Genomic DNA, 22,091 nt, shown 5'->3' with positions numbered 1-22,091 from the left:
GGGTGGGCCGCAACGACGAACCATCCGCCGCGCCGAGTACCGTGCTGGGGTGGCCACCGTCCTCCTGGTCGAAGACGATCATGTCGTACGCGGCGCGATGCTGCGTTCGCTCACCGACCGGGGTCACGCGGTACACGCCGTGGGCACCGCCCTGGACGCGCTGCGGAGGGTCGCTGCGGAGGCGCCTGACCTCGTCGTCCTCGATCTGGGGTTGCCGGATCTGGACGGCTCGGACGCGCTGCGGATGCTGCGCGGCATCACCGACGTGCCGATCATCATCGCCACCGCCCGCGACGACGAGCAGTCCGTGGTCAAACTGCTGCGGGCCGGGGCCGACGACTACATGGTCAAGCCGTTCACCGGCGCACACCTGGACGCCCGGATCACCAGCGTGCTGCGGCGGGTGGGCCGGGCCAGTCGGGCGGAGCAGCCGGTCGTGCTCAGCGTCGGCGGCCTGCGGGTCGACCTCGGCGAACGCAGCGCACAGCTCGACGGGGAGTCGCTGGCGCTGACCCGAAAGGAATTCGACCTGCTGGCATACCTCGCCGCGCGTCCCGGCCGGGTAGTGTCCCGGCGGGAGCTCTTGGAGGAGGTATGGCGGCAGCCATCGGTCGGCGAGGACCAGACCATCGACGTTCACCTGTACTGGCTACGCCGCAAAATGGGCGAGTCCGCGGCGAAGCCACGCTACCTGCGCACCGTGCGGGGGGTGGGCTTCCGGCTGGTGGCGCCGGACTGAGGCGTGCCCTGGCCCTGGCGACGACCGGCATGGGCGTACTGCTGGCGCTGGTCTTCCTGGTGCCGCTCGGGCTGACCCTCGGCAGCCAGGCCCGGGAGGAGGCGATCGCCGACGCCGCCCGGCGCAGCGCGCTGGTGACCGGGGCGCTCGCGGTGAGCACCGACCCCGACGTGGTGGCCCGCGCGATTGAGGCCAGTGGCGACGACGCGGCGACCCGCCCCGTGGTGCACGGCCTGGCCGACGCCGCCGCCGACTCCGACTCCGACGTCGCCGCGACCGGACGGGCCGACGCCGACCAGCTGGCGCAGGCGCAGGCCGAGCGACGTTCCGTGGTGCTCGACGTCGACGGTGGCGTGCTGCGGTTGGATCCGGTGGTGCTGGCCGACCGGACCGCCGTGGTGGAGGTCTTCGTGCCGGACTCCGCCCTCGGCGGGGACGCCGGCAACCGGTGGCTGCTGCTCGCCGGTGTGGCCGTCGCCCTGGTGGGCGCGGCGGTGCTGGTGGTGGACCGGGTCGCCGCGCGGACCGTGGACGCCACCCGGGATCTGGTCAAGGCGGCGCTCGCGGTCGGCGACGGCGACCTGGGCGTACGCGTCGAGCCCAGCGGCCCACGCGAGTTGGCCGAGGCGGGCCACGCCTTCAACCGGATGGCCGAACGTCTCGTCGCGGCCCGCACCGACGAGCGGGAACTCGTGGCGGACCTGTCGCATCGGCTGCGTACCCCACTGACCGTGCTACGGCTCGACGCGGAGGCGTTGGAGCCCGACGACACAAGCGTGGGCTCGTTCAGCCAGGCGGAGTTGGACCACCGGCGGGGGATCCGGCGCATCCGGCAGGCGATCGTCACCCTGGAGGGTGAGATCGACACGCTGATCAAGACCACTCGCAAGGCGGTGGCCACCGAGGCGGGGCCGGCCATGTGCGACGTCAGTGAGGTGGTCCGGGACCGGATGGTCTTCTGGGCGGCCCTGGCGGGCGACCAGAACCGTCCGCACCGGGTGATCGGCGCCCAGTTGCGGATTCCCGCGCCGGTGCCCCGGGCGGAGTTGGCCGCCGCGCTGGACGCGGTGATCGGCAACGTGTTCCGCTACACCCCGCAGGGCACTGCGTTCGAGGTGGCGGTCTCCCGACGCGACGGGTACGTGGCGATCCGGATCGACGACGCCGGACCGGGCATCCCCGACGCCGACCGGGCGTTGCGCCGGGGTGCCAGCGACCAGGGCTCCACCGGGCTGGGGCTGGACATCGCCAAGCGGGTGGCGTTGCAGGCCAACGGTTCGGTGAGCATCGACCGGGCCCGGCTCGGCGGGGCCAGCGTGGTGATGCTGCTCGCCGACCCGGAGGCGACACCGCGTCAGGTCAGTCGTTTCGGCCTGGTCGGGCGGATGGCCCGGGAGCAGAAGAGCAGCGGGCGGCGGTGGCCCCGGCAGCGTCCGACGGGCCAGTGAACCTCGACGCGTACGGGGACCGTCAGGCGTCGCCGAGATGAACGGGTTGTGCCCCGGAACAAGTCTTCCTTAGATCGGGATTAACCCGGGCGGTGCGCTCGCCGTCCACTGGCAGGATTCCTTCGAACCCAGCAGTTCCACCGGCCTTTCGCTCCCAGCGCACCGGCCGGTGGAGCCGTGCGCGCGGCGGGAGACATGGTCCCCCCACACCTCCTCCCGCCGCGCGCCACTCGCTCGGGTCGTTGCGCTTCTGCGCCGGTGCTCAGGCCAGCGCGGTCGCCAGGTAGGCGTCGATCTCGTCGAGGATCCGGCGCTTGCCGGTCTCGTCGAGGAACGACGCGGTCACCGCGTTGCGGGCCAGCTGCGCCACCTGCTCCGGGCCGGCGTCGAGCAGCCGGGCGGCCACCGCGTACTCGTCGTCGAGGGTGGTGCCGAACATCGGCGGGTCGTCGGAGTTGATGGTCACCAGCAGCCCGGCCTCGACGAGGTGGGGAAGCGGGTGCTCCTCGATGGCCGGCACCGCCCGGGTGCGCACGTTGGAGGTCGGACACACCTCCATCGGGATCTGCCGCTCGGCGAGGTACTTCAGCAGCTCGGGATCCTGCGCGGCGGAGATGCCGTGACCGATGCGTTCGGCGCCCAGGTCGCGCAGCGCGTCCCAGACGGTCTGCGGGCCGGTGGTCTCCCCGGCGTGCGGCACCGAGCGCAGTCCCGCCGCCCGAGCCTGGTCGAAGTAGGGCTTGAACTGCGGGCGCGGCACCCCGATCTCGGGCCCGCCCAGGCCGAAGCTGATCAGCCCGTCCGGGCGCTCGTCCAGGCTGATCCGCAGCGTCTCCTCGGCGGCCTCCAGCCCCGCCTCGCCCGGGATGTCGAAGCACCAGCGCAGCTCGATGCCGAAGTCGGCGGCGGCCCGCCGGCGGGCGTCCTCAATGGCCTCGCAGAACGCCGGGGCGGGGATGCCGCGGCGTACGTGCGAGAACGGCGTCACGGTCAGCTCGGCGTAGCGGACCTGCTGGCGCGCCAGTTCCCGGGCCACCTCGTGGGTGAGGATCCAGACGTCCTCCTGGTCGCGGATCAGGTCCACGACGCTGAGGTAGAGCTCGATGAAGTGCGCGAAGTCGCGGAACACGAAGTAGTCGGCCAGCAACTGCGGATCCGCCGGGACCGGGCTGCGCCCCTCGTGCCGCGCGGCCAACTCGGCCACGATCCGGGGTAAGGCGGAGCCGACGTGGTGCACGTGCAGCTCCACCTTGGGCAGTCCGGCGATGAAGGTACGCAGATCGGTCACAGATTCTCCTGGGCGCTGGCGTCGACACGGGCGACGACGAAGATCCGGCGGAACGGGAAGTACACCTGCCCCTGCCGCACCGGGTACGCCTCGGCGAGGCGTACGCCCAGGGCGGCCCGGAAGGCCGACCAGCCGGCGGCGTCGAGCGTGGCCCGGACCGGACGCAGCGCGGTGCCCTCCATCCAGGTCAGCACCGGATGATCCGCATCGGGCCGGGCCTCCAGCAGGTGCACGTAGGTAGTCTCCCAGGCGTCCACGGCGCAGCCGGCGGCGACCAGCGACTCGGCGTAGTCGGCCGGCTCGGCGACCGGCGCCTCCCGCTGGAACGGGGCCAGTTCGGCGCGCCAGGCCGCGAGCCCGGCGACCTCACGCAGCGCGCGGTGCGACGGGGCCGCGAAGTTGCCGGGCACCTGGATCGCCATCCAGGCACCGGCGGGCAGCTGCGCGGCCCACCTGGTGAGCAGCTCACGGTGGTCCGGCACCCATTGCAGGGCGGCGTTGCTGACCAGCACGTCGGTGTGCGGTTCGGGATGCCAGTCACGCAGGTCGGCCACCTCGAAGGTGACCGGTACGTCGAGCGTGGCGGCCCGGGCGATCATCTCCGGCGAGGAGTCCAGGCCGACGATCCGACTGTCCGGCCAGCGGGCGGCGAGGGTGGCGGTCAGGGTGCCCGGGCCGCAGCCGAGATCGACAACCGTCCTCGGCTGTTCGGCCGGCACCCGGGCGAGCAGGTCCTCGAAGGGCCGGGAACGTTCGTCGCGGTAACGCAGGTAGGTCGCCGGGTCCCACATCTCACGCCTCCAGAAATACAAACCGTACGTACGTCTTGTTAGATTACGGCCCGCTCCGGCTCACAGCAAGTGAGCAACTAGGCTCAGCCTCATGGAGCAACGCACCTTCCCCCGACTGGGTCGGCAGGCCGGCGTGGTCGGTCTCGGCGCCTGGCAGCTCGGTGCCGACTGGGGCACGGTAAGCGAGGACGACGCGATGGCGGTGCTCGATGCCGCGGTCGAGGCCGGCGTCACCTTCCTGGACACCGCCGACGTGTACGGCGACGGGCGCAGCGAGCAGCTCATCGGCCGCTTCCGGGCCGCCCGCCCGGACACCGCGCTGACCGTGGCGACCAAGATGGGCCGCCGCGTGCCGCAGACCCCCGAGGCGTACACCCTGGACAACTTCCGCGCCTGGACTGACCGGTCCCGGGCCAACCTCGGCGTGGACACTCTGGACCTGGTGCAGTTGCACTGCCCGCCGACGGTGGTCTTCGCCGACGACGCGGTCTTCGACGCCCTGGACACCCTGGTCGAGGAGAAGCGCATCGCCGCGTACGGCGTCAGCGTGGAGACCTGCGACGAGGCGCTGACCGCGATCGCCCGCCCCGGGGTGGCCAGCGTCCAGATCATCCTCAACGCGCTGCGCCACAAGCCGCTGGAGCGGGTGCTGCCGGCCGCCGCGAACGCCGGTGTCGGCATCATCGCCCGGGTGCCGCTGGCCAGCGGTCTGCTCTCCGGCCGCTACGACGAGCACACCACCTTCGCCGCCGACGACCACCGCTCGTACAACCGGCACGGGGAGGCGTTCGACGTCGGCGAGACGTTCTCCGGCGTCGACTTCACCACCGGCCTGGCCGCCGTACGCCGCCTCGCCCCGCTGGTCGGCGACGACCGGACGATGGCCCAGTTCGCGCTGCGCTGGGTGCTCGACCAGCCGGGCGTCACCGTGGTGATCCCCGGTGCCCGGGACGCGGCACAGGCCCGCGCCAACGTCGCCGCAGCCGATCAACCGCCACTGTCGACATCGGAGCTGGCCGAGGTGGCCTCGGTCTACGACGAGCTGATCCGGCCGCAGGTGCATCACCGATGGTGAGTGACACACCGGCCGACAGCGTCGCGCCTCGCCGGCCCGACGACCAGGAGATCGCGATGAGCGGATGGTTCCGGCTCACCCTCGGCCTGCTGGGCGTGGTCCTCGGTGCGGCCTGCACGGTGCAGGGGCTGGGCTATGTCGAGGGCAGCGTGATGGCCGGCCAGCGGATCTGGGCCGTCATCGGCCCGGTGCTGATGCTGGCCGGCCTGGTCCTGCTCTGGCTGGGCGCGCGCGCCCGCAACCGCCGAGGATCGGGACCGCCTGCCTGAGGTGGGCAGGAAAAAGCCCCGCGTCCTGTCGGAACGCGGGGCTTCACACCGATGTGTGGGGCGGCCTCGCCACTGGCCGGCAGCCGCCGACCGGTGTTCTCAGAGGGGGCGGACCTGCTCGGCCTGCGGACCCTTCTGGCCCTGGGCGATCTCGAACTCCACCCGCTGGTTCTCCTCCAGCGTGCGGTAGCCGCTGGACTGGATGGCCGAGAAGTGGACGAACACGTCTGCACCCCCGCCGTCGACGGTGATGAAGCCGAAGCCCTTGTCAGCGTTGAACCACTTCACGGTTCCCTGCGCCATGTGTATCTCCTTCTAAAACTGGCGGCCCAGCACGCCGTGCGGCCGGTTGGCCGTTTTCGAGCAGCGGTGCCTGAGGCGGCCCCCGGTGAAGGAGAGCTTCTCTCAACCACGCCATCTCTCAACAGCGTGGAACAGCAAACCACGTACGCAAAAACTCTGCACAGCCTACCGGACGAAATTCTCCGACATGTGACCTGACGGATACGTCGGGACCGCTCGGCGGTGGCTGTGCATGAGTCGAAAGTGCCCTGCGCGCGGCCGTTCTAGTCCGGCCAACTGCCGGTCAGGCGGCGTACGCCCACCGCTCCGCCGCGGTCCACGGCGGCCCGTACCACCGCGAAAATTGCTCCCTGCAGGGCCGCCGCCGCGAGGATCTCACCCCAGCGACGGTCCTCATCGGTCGCGTTGGGCGCCTCGCCGTCTCCGGCGGTCATCTTCCACACCTGACGGAAGATGCTGCCGGCGATGGCACCGGCGGCGATGCCCATCAGCACCCCGACCGGCCGATAGGCGGCCTTGCCGATGCCCTTGCTCATCGACGCCTCCCCTGGATGATGGCCAGAATCACCGCGGCGACGACCGCGCCGGCGGCCAGCGCCACGAAGGGTGCCGGACCGCCGCGAGCCCCGTCTGCGGACATCTCCCGGCGCAGGCCGGTCTGTGCACGGACCCGGGCGACGGTCATCGCGGCTTGGTCACGCACCCGCTCCCGGGCCTGGTCCGCAGAGGACTTCAGCCGCTTCTTGACGTCGGCCTTCGCGGCCAGCGCCTCCATCGTCTCGCCCAACTCGACCCTGGTCCGCTGGATCTCCGCCCGCAGCGCCTCGGTGTCGCCGGTGCCGTTGCGCGTCATGCCCGTCCCCTGTCCTTCACCGCGGCGCTGACCACGTCGACGTCGGCGCGCAGGCTGCGCACGGTCGCCTGCGGCACCGGCGGCACCGCCCGGCTGACCTGACGGCGTCCGATCAGCGCCAGCACGCCGGCGATCAGGAACATGGCCACCGCCACGATCAGCGCGGCGGCCCACGCCGGCAGCACCAGGGCCAGCAGCAGGATCGCGGTGGTCACCAGCGCACCGAGACCGAAGAACGCGAACGCGCCGCCGCCGGCGAGCAGACCGGCACCGATACCGGCGCGCTTGCCCTTCTCCGTCAGCTCGGCGCGGGCTAGCGTGAGTTCGTCGCGCACCAGCCGGGAGACCTGCTCGGCCGCCCGCTGGACCAGCTCGGCGGTGGACGGTTCGCTCCCGAGATGGGCGGTCTTCCCGTTGTGGGATGTCCTCCCGTTGTGGGATGTCCGGATGTTCGCCACGTCGGCCATGCTGTCCCCCTCTCGTTCATCACCGCGCTGTATGCCCGAACTCGCCGCCGGTCAATCCTCGACTCGTCACCCGGCGCAGCACCGAGATGGGACAGAAGCGTCCCGCAGCAGGTCCCCAGAAAACGCGCCGGCAAACGGACGCCACCGAGCCGGATGTGAAATCCGACGGTCGACCGAGTGCCGGGACGTCCGCGCGCCACCGCCGGTGCCGCGACGTCCCGCGCCGACGCGGCCGGCGCCGGGTCAGTGGCGCGCCTCGGCGGGTTCGTCGGGGCCGACGAACGCCTCGCTGCGGGCCTCGCCGTCGTCGCTGCCACCGAAGAGGCGCGCGTCGTCCGGCACGTCGGAGCGACGGCGTGGGGCCCGTGCGGGCCGCACCCACTGCCAGGGCAGGGTGCCGGCGCCGTCGCCGACCTCGGCCCGCAGCCGGGGCATCGCGGTGGGCCGCTGGTCGCGTACCCAGGCCACCAGGTGTTCGCGGACCAGGCAGCGCAGGTCCCACAACGCGCCGGCGCTGGCGGCGCTCACCAACGCGCGAATCTTGATCATGCCGCCGGTCGCGTCCGTCACCTGGAGTACGCAGACCCGGCCGTCCCACAGGTCGGTGCCCTCCACCAGGCGACGCAACTCCTCCCGCATGGCCTGCACCGGCACCGACCAGTCGACCTCGAACTCGGCCGTGCCCAGCACGGCGGCCTCGGTCCGGGTCCAGTTCTGGAACGGGGTGCTGGTGAAGTAGGAGGTGGGCAGGATCAGCCGCCGGTCGTCCCAGATCTGCACCACCACGTAGCTGAGGGTCAACTCCTCGATGCGGCCCCACTCCCCCTCGACCACCACCACGTCGTCGAGGCGGACCGCGTCGCTGAAGGCCAGTTGCAGCCCGGCGAAGAGGTTGCCGAGCAGGCTCTGTGCGGCCAGCGCGGCGACGATACCGACCACCCCGGCGCTGGTCAGCACACCGGCACCAATGCCGCGGACCGCGGGAAAAGTCATCAGCATCACGCCGAGGGTGAGGATCACGATCACCACGATGGTGACCCGGCGGAGCATGACGACCTGGGTGCGTACCCGGCGGGCGTGCCGGTTGTCGGGCACGTCGACGCGGAACCGGGCCAGCGCGGTGTCCTCGACCACCACCAGCAGGGCGGCGACCAGCCAGGCGCCGGCGGCGATGACCGCGAGCACCAGCAGATGCAGCAGCACCCGCCGCCAGGTGGCGTCGACGGCGTAGCCGGTGCTGAAACGGACGGCGAACTGCACGGACAGCACCGTCGCGGTCACCTGTGCGGCGCGGTGCGCGTGCTCGGCCAACTCGGTCAGCAGCACCGACCGCCGTCCCCACCGTCCGATCAGCCGATGCACCACCTCGACGACCACGACAGCGGCCGCCGCCGCGACGAGCGCGGCGACGACCGTAACCAGGTAGCTGTGCACGTGTTCCTCTCCCTCCGGTCCGACGACAAGATCCGCACAAAGGGGCCATGTTGCCTCGGATCGCCGTCACCGGCCACCGCTGGGGACGCGGTGGCCGGCCGGAGGGTTCAGACCTTGCGGTAGCGGGACTGGAGGAAGCAGTAGACGCCGAAGGCGGCGATGCCCAGGCCGATCAGGATCAGCAGGATGGTGCCGAACGGCTGGTCACGCAGCGTTCGCAGCGCGGCGTCCAGGCCACGGGCCTTCTCCGGGTCGTAGTTGACCGCGGCCAGCACGACCAGCAGACCGGTGACCGCGAAGGCGCTGCCCCGGGAGATGTAGCCGGCCATGCCGAGACGGCGGGCGAGCTGGGTGGTCCGGGCGTTCATCTCGCCGGTCTTCAGCCGCTTCATGAACTTCTTCTTGGCCCCGTAGATGACCATGCCGACACCGACGCCGGCGAGCACCAGACCGGCGAGGCCGACCAGCCAGCGGCCACCGCTGGACTCCATCATCCGCGCGGTGAGCTCCTCCTGCTGGGAGGCGCTGTCGGAGTTGGCGTTGGAGAAGACCTTCCAGGCCGTCCAGGCCAACCAGAGGTAGATGACCGTCCGGGCGGCGGAGACGACCCGCTCCTTGGTCCGGTCGTTGCCCTGCGCGGCGTGGTGCCCGACGGCCGCCTCGAGGGCCTGCCAGATCGCCATGGCGAGCATGCCGACGGCGATCGCGATGACAAGGAACTTGCCCATGGGTTGCGCCGCGAGGGTACGCAGCGCGCCGGACTGGTCGCCGTCGTCGGCAGACTTGCCGAACGCGAGCTGCAGGACCAGCCAGCCGAACAGCAGATGCACGATCCCGTAGCCGATGAAACCGGCCCGGGCGAGGAGTTCCAGCCACCGGCTGTCGGCCGTACGGGCGGCGGTGGCTTCGGCGTTCCGGGTGAGAGACATGGGCTCTCAATCACCGAACACGAAGATTTCCAAACGTGGGCCGCCGCCCGCCGTGACCGCTCAGCCCGGGTTGCGGGCGATCCGGACCGCGACCTGCGAATCGGTGACGCTGTCCAGGGTGACCCCGAGGCCACCGACCTCGGCGGCCTGCTGGCCGACGGTCAACGTCAACTGCTCACCGGCGATGTCGAGGGTGACCTGGTCGTTCTGCACACCGACCAGCTTGGCCTCGACGCCGAAGATGTTGGCATTGGCCTCGACGCCACGGTCGAAGGTCACCGTGCAGGCGTCCAGGCCGCAGTTGGTGCTGGCGCCTTCCGAGCTGCAACCGGCCAGCAGTGCCGTGCCCAGGGCGAGGCCGGCGAGCAGACCGACGAGTTTGCGGGTGCGGGGAGTCTTACCGGCGGGGGGTCGGTTCATCACGTCGCCCAGCGTACGAGACGCCGGCGAACGCCGTCGGCGTCGCGCCGGCCGGTGGACAATGGGCGGCGTGAGCATGCTGGTCGAGGAGAACGCCGCCAAACACCGCTACGAGATCCTGGTCGACGACGCGCTTGCCGGGTTCACCGCGTACCTGCCCCGCGGGGAGGCGCTGGTCTTCACCCACACCGAGGTGGACCCGGCGTTCCAGGGCATGGGTGTGGGCTCGGCGCTGATGCGCGGCACGCTGGAGCAGGTCCGCGCCCAGGGTCAGCGGATCGTGCCGCAGTGCCCCTTCATGGCCGCGTTCATCAAACGCCACCCCGAGTACGCCGACCTGGTCACCAGCTTGACGTGACCGTGACCCCGCTGAGGACCTCGGCCGCGGCCCGTCCCGCGGCCCGGGTGGCGCCGTGGGTGGCGATGTGCACCGGACCGGTGACCAGCGCGGGGACTCCCAGCTCCACCACCACCGCGTCGGGGCGGGCGATCAGCGCCCGGTCGACGGCGGCGCGCATCCAGGTGTGCCGGTGCAGGTCCCGCACCACCAGGACCAGGGGACGGCCGGCGGCGTCGGCGCCCGGGTCGGCCGGCGTCGCCGCCTCGGTGTAGCGGGCGACGGTGGTGCCCGGCAGCAGTTCGGCCAGCGGTGCGGCCACGCCCCACGGGGTGTCCGCGCCGATGGCGATGTTGTGCGGTGGCGCGAACTCCACCACGTGCGCGGCGCGGCCCAGCGGCAGCGCGGCCTCCCCGCCGGTCCGGGTGATCCGGACGGCGCGACGGGCCGCGTGCAGACCGACCGCCGAACCGGTGCCGTCGGCCGGATCGCCGACCGGCCCGGCCGCCCGGGCGGCCACCGTCCAGGCGGCGAGCTGACCGACCCGTTTGGCCGCTTCGGCCAGCCGCTCCTCCGGCAGGTCCCCGGTGACGACCGCGGCCACGATGGCGTCCCGCAGGTGACGGACGGTCTGCTCGTCGGCGTGCTCACCGCCCACGCAGATCGCGTCCGCACCGGCGGCGAGGGCCCGTACGACGGCGCCGGCGAGGCCGTACCGGCCCGCCACGGCCTGCATCTCGATCCCGTCGGTCACCACCACCCCGCTGAAGCCCAACTCCTCCCGCAGCAGGCCACCGAGGATCCGGCTGCTCAAGGTGGCCGGCAGGTGCGGGTCCAACGCGGGCACCAGCAGATGGCCGGTCATCACCGCCTGCACGCCGGCGGCGACAGCGGCCCGGAAGGGGGCCAGCTCGACGGCGTCCAGCCGGGCCCGGTCGGCGGTGATGCGGGGCAGGTCGTGGTGCGAGTCGACGTGGGTGTCGCCGTGGCCGGGGAAGTGCTTGGCGCAGGCGGCGACACCACTGGACTGCAGGCCGCGTACCCAGGCGGTGGTGTGCCGGGCCACCAGCGCGGCGTCGGCGCCGAAGGAACGGACCCCGATCACCGGATTGTCCGGGTTGGAATTGACGTCGGCGTCCGGCGCGTAGTTCAGGGTCACTCCGGCGGCGGCGAGTTCGGCCCCGAGGTCGCGGGCGACCTCCTCGGTGAGCGCCGGGTCGTCCACGATGCCGAGGGCGAGGTTGCCCGGCCGGGAACTGCCCCGCACCGACTCGATCCGGGTGACGTCGCCGGCCTCCTCGTCGATCGCGACGATCACGTCCGGCCGTTCCGCCCGCAGCGCGGCGGTCAGCGCGCTGACCTGCTCCGGGTCGACGACGTTGCGGCTGAACAGGACCACCGACCCGAGCCCGTCGCCGAGCCAGCGGCGGACCCAGTCGGGTGGGACGGTGCCGACGAAACCCGGCTGGAGAACGGCCGTCGCCAACGCCGCCAGGTTTCCGTTGGACGCGCTCATGCCCGTTCTCCTCCGCTCGTACCGCCACCCGACGGTGCAGACATGGTCACACCGCGCCCACGAATAGTCAATAAACCTTACAGTTGCCTTGGGAGCGCTGCCCCGCGAGAGTGCGGGGATGGAACTGCTGCTCGCCGACGCGACGAACGCGGCCGACATCCCCGGCGTACGCCTGCTCGGCCTGGTGGTCGGCGGCCTGCTGCTGCTCCTCGCGATCCGGGCGATGTTCCGGCGCTGACCCCCGTCGGGTGTGACCGGAACACCGTGGGGTACCGCCTGCCGCAGACACCGACACAGCGAGGGGGCAGCCCATGAAGATCGGCTACTTTCTGTCCACTGAGGAGTATGCGCCTGCGGAGCTGCTGGCCCAGGCACGGGCCGCGGAACGGGCCGGATTCGCCGCCCTCTGGATCTCCGACCACTACCACCCGTGGATCGACGCGCAGGGCCAGGCACCCTTCGCGTGGTCCATGATCGGCGCGCTGAGCCAGGTCACCCGGCTGCCCGTCACCACGGCGGTGACCTGCCCGACCACGCGCATCCACCCCGCCGTGCTGGCCCAGGCGGCGGCCACCAGCGCGGTGCTGCACGAGGGACGCTTCGTCCTCGGGGTCGGCTCCGGCGAAGCGCTCAACGAGCACATCCTCGGCGACCGGTGGCCGCAGGCCGGCATTCGACTTGAGATGCTGGAGGAGGCGGTCGAGGTGATGCGCAAACTCTGGGACGGCACGTTCGTCAACCACCACGGGCGCCACTACCAGGTCGAACACGCCCGCCTCTACACGCGGCCCGAGACCCCTCCGCCGGTCTACGTCTCCGCGTTCGGCCCCAAGGCGGTCGACCTCGCGGCCCGCATCGGCGACGGCTTCATCAACACCGTGCCCGACGCCGATCTGGTGCGCCGGTTCCGCGACAACGGCGGCGGCGACAAGCCGTGCCAGGCCGGCTTCAAGGCCGCGTACGCGCCGACCGAGCAGGAGGGCGTACGGCTGGCGTACGAGCGGTGGCCGACCGAGGCGATCCCGGGCGAACTGTTGCAGGTGCTGCCCTCGCCCCGGCACTTCGAGCAGGCCGCCCAACTGGTCGACCCGCAGGCGATGCGCGAGGCGATCGTCTGCGGCAACGACACCGACGCACACCTGGCGCGGATCGACGCGTACGCGAAGGCCGGTTTCGACGAGGTCTACGTCGCCAACACCGGACCGCACTGGCAGGAGCTGCTCGACCTGTACCAGCGGGAGGTGCTGCCCCGACTGACCTGACCGGCGACTCCGGTATCCGGTTTCGGCGCGGCTGCGCCCGGGTACCTGCGGCCCTCGATGAAACTGACCACGCACTCGATGTCGTTGCGCCGCGCGGCTCGCAGCCTGTTCGGTTGGAGCACCCTGCGGCCCAACCAGCTCGCCGCCATGCGGGCCGTGATGAAGCGCCGCGACGCCCTGGTGGTCCTGCCCACCGGCGCCGGCAAGTCGGCGATCTACCAGATTCCGGCCAGCCTGATCCCCGGCCCCACCGTGGTGATCTCGCCGCTGCTCGCCCTGCAACAGGACCAGATCGCCGCGCTCAACGAACGGCAGCGACCGGAGCTGCGCGCGGTGCGGATCAGCTCGGACGAGGCGCCCAGCCAGCAGGCCGAGGCGATCGCCGAGATCCGCGACGGGCGGGCCGAGTTCCTCTTCATCACCCCGGAGCAGCTGGCCAACCCGCAGCGGCTGGCCGAGGTCCGCGACCTGAAACCGGCGCTTGTCGCCATCGACGAGGCACACTGCATCTCCGCCTGGGGGCACGACTTCCGCCCGGACTACCTGGCCCTCGGCCAGCTCATCGAGGGCATCGGTCGGCCCCCGGTGGTGGCGCTGACCGCCACCGCCTCCCCGCCGGTACGCGAGGACATCGTCGCCCGGCTACGGCTGCGCAACCCGGAGATCGTGGTGTCCGGGTTGGACCGGCCGAACCTCTTCTTCGAGGTGGCGCACTGTCCGACCGAGGACTACCGGTGGCGTCGGTTGATCGCGCTGTTGGAGCAGGACGAGCGGCCGGGCATCATCTACGTGCCGACCCGTCGGGCCGCCGAGGAGCTGGCCGAGCGGCTCACCGCCGCCGGCTTCCCGGCGCAGTACTACCACGGCGGGATGGCCGGCGGTGCGCGTGCCCGGCTGCACGAGGCGTTCCTCGCCGACCAGGTGCCGATCATGGTGGCCACCTCGGCGTTCGGCATGGGCATCGACAAGCCCAACATCGCCTGGGTGGTGCACATGGCGCTGCCCGACTCGCCGGACAGCTACTTCCAGGAGATCGGTCGCGCCGGACGCGACGGCCAGCCCGCCCGGGTCCTGCTGCTCTGGCAGGCCGAGGACGTCGGGTTGCAGCGGTACTTCAGCGGCGGCCTGCCGGACGTCACCGAGCTACGCGACCTGGCGGCGCTGCTGCGCAGTGGCCCGACCACCCGTAAGGAACTGCGCGAGACCACCGGCCTGGGGCCGCGCAAGCTCGGCCAGTACCTGGCGTTGCTGGAGCAGGTGGGCGCCGCGCAACCGCGCGCCGGGCAGCGGGTCGGCGCGCCCCGCTACTCCCCCACCCCGGTCCAGGCCGCCGAGGCGGCCCTGGCCGAGGCCGAGCGGCAGCAGAACCTCACCCGCTCGCGCACCGACATGATGCGCGCTTTCGCCGAGACCAACGCCTGCCGTGGCCAGACCCTGCTGGCGTACTTCGGTGAGCAGATGAGCGCGATCTGCGGGCACTGCGACAACTGTCACGCCGGCACCAGCGTCGCCGACGACGGCGCGGTGGGGCCGTTCCCGGTGCACAGCCAGGTCCGGCATCCGGAGTGGGGTGCGGGCCTGGTGCTCAGTTACGAGGAAGGCCGGATGACTGTGCTGTTCGACGAGGTCGGGTACAAGACGTTGTCGGTCAGCGTGGTGTCCGAACAGGGGCTGCTGTCGCTGGACTAACCTGGGCCAGCCATCGGCCGCACCCTTGCCCGGGTGCGGCGAGGAGACCGACGACGAGCGGGAGGGCACATGATCGAAGAGCCGGCGTACACCGGTTTCGGTTTCACTGACGAGGAGTGGGGGCTGCTCGTCGGTCTGCCGCAGTCGGTGCTCACCGCGGCGAGCGCCGCCGAGTCCGACGGCACCAGGGCGACGATGGCCGAGAGCGCCGCCGGCCTGGAGAGCATCTCCGCCGGTCGGGAGTCGGCCAGCCCGCTGGTGGCGGCGGTCGCCGGTGAGCTGGTGACCCGGGTGGGCGACCCGGAGGCCGGCGAGGAGTTGCCCGCCATCGCCCCCGCCGACCCGCGCGCCTACGCCGAAGACGTGCTGGTCCGGGCGAAGGAGGCGATGGCGCTGTTGGCGGCCAAGGTCGACTCCGGTGAGGCCGGGGCGTACCGGCACTGGCTCGTGGAGATCGCCGAGCGGGTCGTCGGCGCGGCCAGCAGCGGCGGGGTCCTCGGCCTGGGCGGCAGCCAGGTCAGCCCGTCGGAGCGACGCTTCCGCGACCGGCTGGCGCAGGTTCTCGACGACTGATTCGACCGTACGGCGGCGCTGTGCAGCGCCGCCGTACGTCTGCGTCGGACCACGTGCCGCCCGCTTCGCCGACCGCGACGGCAGGTCAGGCGACCCGGCGGCGGAACAGCACCGCGGAGAGCACCACCCCGAGGGCCAGGATGCCGAGGAACCAGGCCAGCGCGCGGACCGGCGCCGATCCGACCGGCGTGTCCAGCAGCAGCCCGCGCAGGGACTCGATGACCGGCGTGACCGGCTGGTGCTCCGCGAAGCCGCGTAGCCACCGGGGCATCGTCTCCACCGGCACGAACGCGCTGCTCGGATAGGGCAGGAACATCACCAGGAAGGTGTAGCCGTTGGCCGCCTCGGGAGTGCGCGCCAGCAGGCCGAACGCCGCGGACAGCCAGGACACCGCCAGCACGAACAACACCAGCAGCCCGGCTGCGGCCAGCCAGCGCAGTGGCGCGACGGCCGGACGGAACCCGATGGCGACGGCCACCGCCAGCACCAGCGTCGTGGCGACCAGGTTGCGGGCCACGCTCGCCACCACGTGACCGGCGAGGATCGAGGTGGCGCCGACGTCCATCGTGCGCAGCCGCTCGATCATCCCCTCGGTCAGGTCGGTGGTCACGCTCACCGCGGTGCCCGCCGCGCCGAAGCCCGCACAGAGCAGCAGTACGCCGGGCACGACGTAGGTCACGTACGCCGAGCCGGTCTCGATCGCCCCGCCGAAGAGGTAGACGAAGAGCAGCATCAGCAGCACCGGCAGCACCAGCGAGGTGAGCAGTGCGTCGACGTTGCGCCGGGACAGCCGGACGCAGCGGCTGATCATCACCGCGGTCTGCGTACCCCGTACCGCGAGCTCAGACATTCGCCACCTCCTGCGGCGCGCCGGTCGGTCGGCCGGTGAGGGTGAGGAAGACGTCGTCCAGCGTCGCCTCCCGGACGGTGAACCGGACCACCCCGTGCTGGTCCGGGTCGAGGTCGTCGAGCAGGCGTCGGACGTCCGGCGCGCTGCCGTCGGTGGTCACCGACAGTTCTCGCCGGGCCGGGTCGCGGTGGGTGACCCGGTCGCCGAGTCGCTGCGCCGCCTGCTCGAAGGCGACCGCGTCCCGCCATACCAACTCCAGCCGCTGGGCGCCGAAGCGCTGCTTGAGCTCGGTGGCGGTGCCTTCGGCGGCGAGCCGACCCTGGTGCAGCACGGTGATCCGGTCGGCGAGGCGGTCCGCCTCCTCCAGATACTGCGTGGTCAGCAGCACGGTGACGCCGGCCCGGGCCAGGTCGCCGATCACCTCCCACAGGCCCTGCCGACTGCGGGGATCCAGCCCGGTGGTCGGCTCGTCCAGGAAGACCACCGACGGCGTGCCGACGAGGCTGGCGGCGAGGTCGAGCCGGCGTCGCATGCCACCGGAGTAGGTCCGTACCCGCCGGCCGGCGGCCTCGACCAGGTCGAAGCGTTCCAGCAGGGCGGCGGCCCGCTGACGGGCGGCGGAGGGCGACAGACCGGCCAGCCGGGCCAGCATGGTCAGGTTCTCCACGCCGGTCTGCCCGTCGTCGAGAGCCGCGTGCTGGCCGGCGAGGCTGATCGCCCGCCGCACCTGCCGCCGGTGGCGCAGCACGTCGTGCCCGGCGACCCGGGCGGTCCCCGAATCCGGCCGGGTCAGGGTGGCCAGGATCCGCACCGTGGTGGTCTTGCCCGCCCCGTTGGGCCCCAGCAGCGCGTGCACGCCGCCGGCGGCCACCCGCATGGTCAGCCGATCCAGCACCACCAGGTTGCCGTAGGTCTTGCGCAGGTCTTCCAGTTCCACTGCCGGCGGCCCGTGTGCCATGATCACTCTCCTTAACTGCGTATGCAATACGCTTTTCTGCGTAAACCATACGCAGAGGCTAGGATGACGGTCAAGGGAGGTGGAGTGGACGACATCGAACTGCCCGAGAACATCGCGCTCGCCTGGGGGCTGCGCGACCGGTCGAGTCGCGGCCCGAAGCGCAGTCTCAGCCTGGAGCAGGTGGTCGCCACCGGCATCCAGGTCGCCCAGGCCGAAGGGCTGCCGGCGGTCTCGATGAGCCGCGTCGCCAGCGAGCTGGGCGTGTCGACCATGTCGCTGTACCGGTACGTGCCGACCAAGCACGACCTGCTCGATCTCATGGTCGACACCGCATTCGGCCCGCCGCCACCACCCCGCGCCCCCGACGAGGGCTGGCGAGCCGCCCTGGCCCGCTGGGGTGAGGGCAACCTCGTCGCGTTGCGCCGACAGCCCTGGATGCGCCACGTGGCGATCAGCGGTCCACCGATCAACCCGAACCAGGTCCGCTGGTTCGAGTACGGGCTGGTCGCCCTGCGGGGCACCGGGCTACGGGCCACCGAGCGGATCTCCACCATCATGCTGGTCAGCGGGTACGCCCGCAGCTGGGCCATGATCAGTCTGGATCTCGCCGAGGCCGCCGCCCGATCCGGGCAGACCCCCGACGAGGTCGGCCTGCGCTACTGGCGCAACCTCGCCGTGCTCACCGCGCCCGGCCCGTACCCGGCCATCCACGAGCTGCTGGCCGAGCCGTTCGACGACGAGGAGCACCCCGACGAGGAGTGGCGCTTCGGCCTCGAACGGATGCTCGACGGCGTCGAGATGCTGATCCGCAGCCGCGCCTCGGGCCCACCCCGGCGCTGACCTGCCCTCAGGCCCCCTCCAGCAGCGTCAACACCGCCCGCTCGGCCTGCTCGCGAGAGGCGTCACCGTCCACCGGCGCCAGCACGCCGTCGTGGAACAGGTCGACCACCCGAGGGTCCACGTAGGACGTACGCGCCACCGTCGGGGTGTTGCCCAGCAGCTCCGCAACCTCCCGCATCACCCCCGCCACCGCCCGGCGACGCGCCGTCACCGACCGCAGGGTGCCCAGCGCAGCCAGTTGGGTGGCCGCCCGTACCGTCGCGTGCCAGGTCCGGAAGTCCTTCGCGGTCATCTCCCCGCCGCTGGCCTCACGCAGGTAGTCGTTGACCTCGTCAGCACGCACGTCGCGCCAGTCCCGGCCGTCCCAGTAGCCGAAGAGCCGCTGCGCCGCGCGCCGCCGCCGACGCAGGTTGGCCAGCACCTGACACAGCTCGGGGTCGGAGACCAGCCGCACCTGCTCGACGCCGCCCTTGGCGGGGAACTCAAAGACCACACAGCCCTGCCGCAACCGGGTGTGCTCGGCGCGCAGGGTGGCCACCCCGAAGGTCGGTTCGTCCCCGGCGGCGTACTGGTCGCTGCCGACCCGGAAGGTGCCCATGTCCAGCAGCCGGGTCACGGTCGCCAGCACCCGCTCCCGGCGCAGCCCTCGCCCGGACAGGTCGTGACCGACCCGTTCCCGCAGCACCGGCAGCCGGCGGGCCACCTCCAGCACGTGGTCGAACTTCGCCTGGTCCTGACGCTGTCGCCAGACCGGGTGGTAGAGGTACTGCTTACGCCCGGCGGCGTCGATGCCGATGGCCTGGATGTGCCCGTTGGGGTACGGCGAGATCCACACGTCGCGCCAGGCCGGCGGGATGACCAGTGCCCGCAACCGGGCCAGCTCGTCGGGGTCACGTACCGGTTCCCCGCCCGGCCCGAGGTACGACCAGCCCTGGCCGCGCCGGCGGCGTCCGTACCCCGGCCGACCCGGATCGCTACGCCGCAACCGCACGGTCCGCACGCACCGCCCGTTCCACTTCGTCGACGGCCGCCAGCACCTGGTCGAGATCGAGCGCGGCCATCGTGGGGTGACTGCCTACCCCGTCCCAGTCCGGCCATGCCCCGCCGCCCGCCCAGAGCACCCGGTGTCGCCGCCGCTCCGGCGGCGGTCCCCACCGGCTCGGCGGAACCGGGCCGAACAGCACCACCGAGGCAGTGCGGTAGCCGGTGGCCAAGTGGGCCACCCCGGTGTCCCCGCTGACCACCAGACGGGCGCCCGCGACCAGCGCCGCCAACCCGGCGACGTCGGTGCGCCCGGCGAAGACCGCCTCCGGCGGCAGGCCCGCCTCGGCCGCGACCCGCGCGACGGTGTCCCGCTCGCGCGCGCTGCCGGTCAACACGACCCGGTGCCCCCGCTCGGTCAACGTCCGGGCCAGCGCCGCGTACCGCCCGGGTGGCCAGCACTTGGCCGGCACCTTCGACCCCGGATGCAGCACCGTCACCCCGGCGGGCAGACTCGTCGTCGCCGGCCGACGCAGGTCCAGGTCCGTCGGGTCGGCCGCGATGCCGTACGCGGCCAGCAGCCGGCACCAGCGCGCCACCTCGTGCTCGTCGTCGTCCCACGCCGGCCCGTCGAGATGCCCGGCCTCGGCGTTGGCGAAAGCGAGCAACCGGGCGGGGCCGACGGCGGCCAGCAGCCGGTGCGAGTCCGGCCCCCGCCCGTGCAGGTTCACCGCGACCTCGACCGCCGCCCCAGGCCACGCCAGCCGCTCCAGCCCGGCGGTCGGCAGCACCCGGTCGACCCCACCGACCAGCTCCACCAGCGGGGCGAGCCAGGCCGGCGCGGCGAGCACCAACTCACGATCGGGGTACGCCGCCCGCAACGCCCGCAACGCCGGGACCGCCGTGGCGAGGTCACCGACACCCAGGGCACGCAGCGCCACGATCACGGGTAGGAGGTCTCCTGCTCGGCGCAGACGACCAGCTCACGGACCGCGCAACCGGCGGGCTGGGAGAGCGCGAACATGATCGCGGCGGCGGTGTCCGCCGGCTCGTTGAGGATCGCGTCCGGCCCGGGACGGTACTGCGCGTCCCGGTCGTCGAAGAAGGCGGTACGCATCCCGCCCGGCACCAGCAGGGTCACCCCCACCGACCCGGCCAGCTCGGCGGCGAGCGCCCGGGTGAACCCGACCACGCCGAACTTCGCCGCGCAGTACGCCGTCGCGTCACTGACCGCCTTCAGCCCGAGAGTGGAGGCCACCGTGACGATGTGCCCCCTCGACGCCTCCAGGAACGGCAGCGCCGCCCGGATCACCGCGGCGGTGGCCAGCAGGTCCACCGCGACGATCCGGTCCCACGTCTCGCCGGGCACGTCCGCCAGCCGGCCCGGCACGTCGATACCCGCCGCCGTGACCACCGCGTCCAGCCCACCCGTGCGCTCGACGAGCCGACGGGTGGCCTCCTCCGCACCCCGGGTGTCGGCGAGGTCGCACTCGATCCACGGCACGCCGTCGGCCGGCGGCTGCCGGTCGAGCACCAGGGGCCGGCCGCCGGAGCGGGCCACCGCCGCGACCACCGCCGCCCCCAGACCGCTGGATCCGCCGGTGACCAGCACCGTCCGGCCGGTGTCCGGGGCGCTCATGCCAGCGCTCCGGTGGCCCGGGTGGCGGCGATCAGTCCGGTGGTCGAGCGACCGTCCAGATAGGGCACCACCACGCTGTGACCGCCCCAGCGGCGCAGGATCTCCGCCTCGGGCAACGCCTCACCGTCGGCGCCACCGGTGGCGTAGTCGCCACCCTTGACCCAGATGTCCGGTCGCAGCCAGGACAGCGCCGCCGCCGGGGTGGACTCCTCGAAGATCACCACGGCGTCGACACAGCTCAACGCGGCCAGCAGCCGACCACGGTCGGCCTGCCCGATGACCGGCCGGTCCGGCCCCTTCAACCCGCTGACGCTGGTGTCGGAGTTGAGGCACACCACCAGGCAGTCGCCGAGCTGCCGGGCGGCCTGCAGGGTGGCCAGGTGACCGGCGTGCAGCAGGTCGAAACAGCCGCCGGTGGCGACCACCGTGCCACCGGCGGCCCGGACCCGGGCGACCACCGCGGCGGCCGCCGCCACCCCGACCCGGTCCCCCGCGACGGCGGTGTGCACCGGCTGCGGGGCCCGCCGCACCGGCTGCGGCAGCGCCGTGGCCACTCCCCCGTCCGCCACGTACGCCGACGCCTCGGTCACCGCCTCGGTCACCGCCTCGGAGACGAGCGCCCCACCGGCCAGGGCGAGGCTGGCGGTGGCCGCGAAACGATCTCCCGCACCGCAGGTGTCCCCCTCGGCGGAGACCGGAGCGGGCACCATCAACGGGGTCGAGCCGGCCTGGCTGAGCAGGGCGCCGTCGGCACCCAGCGTCACGGCGACCGCGCCCGCCCGCCACCGCTGCCGCAGCCGCTCGGCACCCTCGGCGGCGGTGGCCAACCGGGTCGCCCCCGGCGACGCCTCCACCAGTTCCCGCACCTCCGCCTCGTTCGGCGTCGCCAGTCGTACCCCGGGCACCGCCGCCGGCCCACGGGGATGCGGGTCCCAGACCACCGGGGCCCGGGTCGCCGCCAGCGCCGCCCGCAGCGCCGGCTGGCGGGCCACCCCCCGCCCGTAGTCGCTGACCAGCACCACCGACGCCCGGTCGATCACCCGTAACACCGCCTCCGCGGGCTCCCCCGGCTCGCTGACACCACCACCTCGGTCGTGGCGTAGCAGCACCCGCCCGCCGGCGCGCAGCCGGATCTTCTCCGGGGTGGCCCCGGCCAGCCGCAACGGATACACCTGCACCCCGGCCGCGGCCAGCAGCACACCCAGGCGGGCCGCACCGGCGTCGTCGGCCAGCGCGGTGACCAGGACCACCTCGGCGCCCTGGGCCGCCGCGAAGACGGCCGCCAGACCGGCACCGCCCGGCCGGTCGACGTGCGCCATCTCGTCGAGCACCGGCACCGGTGAATCCGGACAGAGCCGGTTGACCACACCCTCGACGTCGCGGTCGAGCAGGGTGTCGCCGAGCACCACCACGGGTCCTGTCACGCTTGC

General features: G+C 72.6%; 25 protein-coding genes. 9 read left to right on the top strand and 16 right to left on the bottom strand.

Annotated elements, in window-relative coordinates:
• Positions 1 to 49: 49 nt before the first annotated feature.
• Entirely contained in the window at positions 50 to 739 is a 690-nt protein-coding gene (locus VAB18032_RS09915) for a response regulator transcription factor (protein WP_043720268.1), read from the top strand.
• 29 nt (positions 740 to 768) lie between these two features.
• The gene (locus VAB18032_RS09910; protein WP_013732673.1) at positions 769 to 2,187 is read left to right on the top strand and encodes a HAMP domain-containing sensor histidine kinase; all 1,419 of its coding nucleotides are present in this window, start codon (positions 769 to 771) and stop codon (positions 2,185 to 2,187) included.
• 262 nt (positions 2,188 to 2,449) lie between these two features.
• On the opposite strand, the gene VAB18032_RS09905 is transcribed toward VAB18032_RS09910, so the two are convergent.
• The gene (locus tag VAB18032_RS09905; protein ID WP_013732672.1) at positions 2,450 to 3,475 is read right to left on the bottom strand and encodes an adenosine deaminase; all 1,026 of its coding nucleotides are present in this window, start codon (positions 3,473 to 3,475) and stop codon (positions 2,450 to 2,452) included.
• Positions 3,472 to 4,266, bottom strand: a complete 795-nt coding sequence (locus VAB18032_RS09900; RefSeq protein ID WP_013732671.1) for a trans-aconitate 2-methyltransferase — start codon at positions 4,264 to 4,266, stop codon at positions 3,472 to 3,474. Before VAB18032_RS09900 ends, VAB18032_RS09905 begins: the two co-directional genes overlap by 4 nt.
• 91 nt (positions 4,267 to 4,357) lie before the next feature.
• On the opposite strand from VAB18032_RS09900, the gene VAB18032_RS09895 reads away from it, so the two are divergent.
• Together VAB18032_RS09895 and VAB18032_RS09890 are read left to right on the top strand one after the other, a co-directional pair.
• A complete protein-coding gene (locus tag VAB18032_RS09895; RefSeq protein ID WP_013732670.1) occupies positions 4,358 to 5,341 on the top strand; it encodes an aldo/keto reductase in 984 nt (327 codons plus the stop codon).
• A complete protein-coding gene (locus VAB18032_RS09890; RefSeq protein ID WP_013732669.1) occupies positions 5,335 to 5,610 on the top strand; it encodes a hypothetical protein in 276 nt (91 codons plus the stop codon). The genes VAB18032_RS09895 and VAB18032_RS09890 overlap by 7 nt, the downstream gene beginning before the upstream one ends.
• A gap of 99 nt (positions 5,611 to 5,709) precedes the next feature.
• Here the strand turns inward: VAB18032_RS09890 and VAB18032_RS09885 are convergent, their stop codons facing one another.
• From VAB18032_RS09885 to VAB18032_RS09855, 7 genes are all read right to left on the bottom strand, one after another.
• On the bottom strand, positions 5,710 to 5,913 hold the full coding sequence (locus tag VAB18032_RS09885) for a cold-shock protein (RefSeq protein ID WP_013732668.1): 204 nt from the start codon (positions 5,911 to 5,913) through the stop codon (positions 5,710 to 5,712).
• Between the two features lie 263 nt (positions 5,914 to 6,176).
• Complete coding sequence (locus VAB18032_RS09880; RefSeq protein WP_013732667.1) at positions 6,177 to 6,449, bottom strand: DUF4235 domain-containing protein; 273 nt, start codon at positions 6,447 to 6,449, stop codon at positions 6,177 to 6,179.
• Complete coding sequence (locus VAB18032_RS09875; RefSeq protein WP_013732666.1) at positions 6,446 to 6,766, bottom strand: DUF3618 domain-containing protein; 321 nt, start codon at positions 6,764 to 6,766, stop codon at positions 6,446 to 6,448. Before VAB18032_RS09875 ends, VAB18032_RS09880 begins: the two co-directional genes overlap by 4 nt.
• Positions 6,763 to 7,233, bottom strand: a complete 471-nt coding sequence (locus tag VAB18032_RS09870) for a phage holin family protein (protein ID WP_013732665.1) — start codon at positions 7,231 to 7,233, stop codon at positions 6,763 to 6,765. Before VAB18032_RS09870 ends, VAB18032_RS09875 begins: the two co-directional genes overlap by 4 nt.
• Before the next feature lie 243 nt (positions 7,234 to 7,476).
• Complete coding sequence (locus tag VAB18032_RS09865) at positions 7,477 to 8,667, bottom strand: mechanosensitive ion channel family protein (RefSeq protein ID WP_013732664.1); 1,191 nt, start codon at positions 8,665 to 8,667, stop codon at positions 7,477 to 7,479.
• Between the two features lie 107 nt (positions 8,668 to 8,774).
• Positions 8,775 to 9,596 (bottom strand): DUF1206 domain-containing protein, encoded by an 822-nt coding sequence (locus tag VAB18032_RS09860; protein WP_013732663.1) that lies wholly within the window; start codon positions 9,594 to 9,596, stop codon positions 8,775 to 8,777.
• A 60-nt stretch (positions 9,597 to 9,656) separates the two neighbouring features.
• Positions 9,657 to 10,016 carry a hypothetical protein gene (locus tag VAB18032_RS09855; protein ID WP_013732662.1) on the bottom strand — a complete coding sequence of 120 codons (360 nt, stop codon included), beginning with the start codon at positions 10,014 to 10,016 and terminating at the stop codon, positions 9,657 to 9,659.
• A 76-nt stretch (positions 10,017 to 10,092) separates the two neighbouring features.
• Here VAB18032_RS09855 and VAB18032_RS09850 point away from each other — a divergent pair, with 76 nt between their 5' ends.
• On the top strand, positions 10,093 to 10,374 hold the full coding sequence (locus VAB18032_RS09850) for a GNAT family N-acetyltransferase (RefSeq protein WP_232510765.1): 282 nt from the start codon (positions 10,093 to 10,095) through the stop codon (positions 10,372 to 10,374).
• On the opposite strand, the gene VAB18032_RS09845 is transcribed toward VAB18032_RS09850, so the two are convergent.
• Positions 10,358 to 11,869, bottom strand: a complete 1,512-nt coding sequence (locus tag VAB18032_RS09845; RefSeq protein WP_013732660.1) for a glycoside hydrolase family 3 protein — start codon at positions 11,867 to 11,869, stop codon at positions 10,358 to 10,360. The two genes, VAB18032_RS09850 and VAB18032_RS09845, sit on opposite strands and share 17 nt — an antisense overlap.
• Positions 11,870 to 12,180: 311 nt before the next feature.
• On the opposite strand from VAB18032_RS09845, the gene VAB18032_RS09840 reads away from it, so the two are divergent.
• The 3 genes from VAB18032_RS09840 (at position 12,181) to VAB18032_RS09830 (ending at position 15,393) form a co-directional block, all read left to right on the top strand.
• On the top strand, positions 12,181 to 13,131 hold the full coding sequence (locus VAB18032_RS09840; RefSeq protein WP_013732658.1) for a TIGR03557 family F420-dependent LLM class oxidoreductase: 951 nt from the start codon (positions 12,181 to 12,183) through the stop codon (positions 13,129 to 13,131).
• A gap of 57 nt (positions 13,132 to 13,188) precedes the next feature.
• Entirely contained in the window at positions 13,189 to 14,820 is a 1,632-nt protein-coding gene (locus tag VAB18032_RS09835; RefSeq protein WP_043720261.1) for a RecQ family ATP-dependent DNA helicase, read from the top strand.
• Between the two features lie 69 nt (positions 14,821 to 14,889).
• Positions 14,890 to 15,393 (top strand): hypothetical protein, encoded by a 504-nt coding sequence (locus VAB18032_RS09830; protein ID WP_013732656.1) that lies wholly within the window; start codon positions 14,890 to 14,892, stop codon positions 15,391 to 15,393.
• 85 nt (positions 15,394 to 15,478) lie between these two features.
• Here the strand turns inward: VAB18032_RS09830 and VAB18032_RS09825 are convergent, their stop codons facing one another.
• Both VAB18032_RS09825 and VAB18032_RS09820 read right to left on the bottom strand, forming a co-directional pair.
• Positions 15,479 to 16,243, bottom strand: a complete 765-nt coding sequence (locus VAB18032_RS09825; protein WP_013732655.1) for an ABC transporter permease — start codon at positions 16,241 to 16,243, stop codon at positions 15,479 to 15,481.
• On the bottom strand, positions 16,236 to 17,201 hold the full coding sequence (locus tag VAB18032_RS09820) for a daunorubicin resistance protein DrrA family ABC transporter ATP-binding protein (protein WP_013732654.1): 966 nt from the start codon (positions 17,199 to 17,201) through the stop codon (positions 16,236 to 16,238). The genes VAB18032_RS09825 and VAB18032_RS09820 overlap by 8 nt, the downstream gene beginning before the upstream one ends.
• Positions 17,202 to 17,285: 84 nt before the next feature.
• On the opposite strand from VAB18032_RS09820, the gene VAB18032_RS09815 reads away from it, so the two are divergent.
• Entirely contained in the window at positions 17,286 to 18,041 is a 756-nt protein-coding gene (locus VAB18032_RS09815) for a TetR/AcrR family transcriptional regulator (protein ID WP_013732653.1), read from the top strand.
• Between the two features lie 7 nt (positions 18,042 to 18,048).
• Here the strand turns inward: VAB18032_RS09815 and VAB18032_RS09810 are convergent, their stop codons facing one another.
• The 4 genes from VAB18032_RS09810 to VAB18032_RS09795 are packed head-to-tail and all read right to left on the bottom strand — an operon-like array spanning position 18,049 to position 22,085.
• A complete protein-coding gene (locus VAB18032_RS09810) occupies positions 18,049 to 19,032 on the bottom strand; it encodes a DNA topoisomerase IB (RefSeq protein ID WP_043723639.1) in 984 nt (327 codons plus the stop codon).
• Positions 19,016 to 19,969, bottom strand: a complete 954-nt coding sequence (locus tag VAB18032_RS09805) for a glycosyltransferase family 9 protein (RefSeq protein WP_013732651.1) — start codon at positions 19,967 to 19,969, stop codon at positions 19,016 to 19,018. The genes VAB18032_RS09810 and VAB18032_RS09805 overlap by 17 nt, the downstream gene beginning before the upstream one ends.
• Positions 19,966 to 20,661 carry an SDR family oxidoreductase gene (locus VAB18032_RS09800; protein WP_013732650.1) on the bottom strand — a complete coding sequence of 232 codons (696 nt, stop codon included), beginning with the start codon at positions 20,659 to 20,661 and terminating at the stop codon, positions 19,966 to 19,968. The genes VAB18032_RS09805 and VAB18032_RS09800 overlap by 4 nt, the downstream gene beginning before the upstream one ends.
• Positions 20,658 to 22,085 carry a PfkB family carbohydrate kinase gene (locus VAB18032_RS09795; protein WP_043720256.1) on the bottom strand — a complete coding sequence of 476 codons (1,428 nt, stop codon included), beginning with the start codon at positions 22,083 to 22,085 and terminating at the stop codon, positions 20,658 to 20,660. Before VAB18032_RS09795 ends, VAB18032_RS09800 begins: the two co-directional genes overlap by 4 nt.
• Between the last annotated feature and the right edge of the window lie 6 nt (positions 22,086 to 22,091).

It is taken from the genome of Micromonospora maris AB-18-032 (assembly GCF_000204155.1).
GTDB lineage: Bacteria > Actinomycetota > Actinomycetes > Mycobacteriales > Micromonosporaceae > Micromonospora > Micromonospora gifhornensis.
This window is presented reverse-complemented; position numbering and strand designations above follow the sequence as displayed.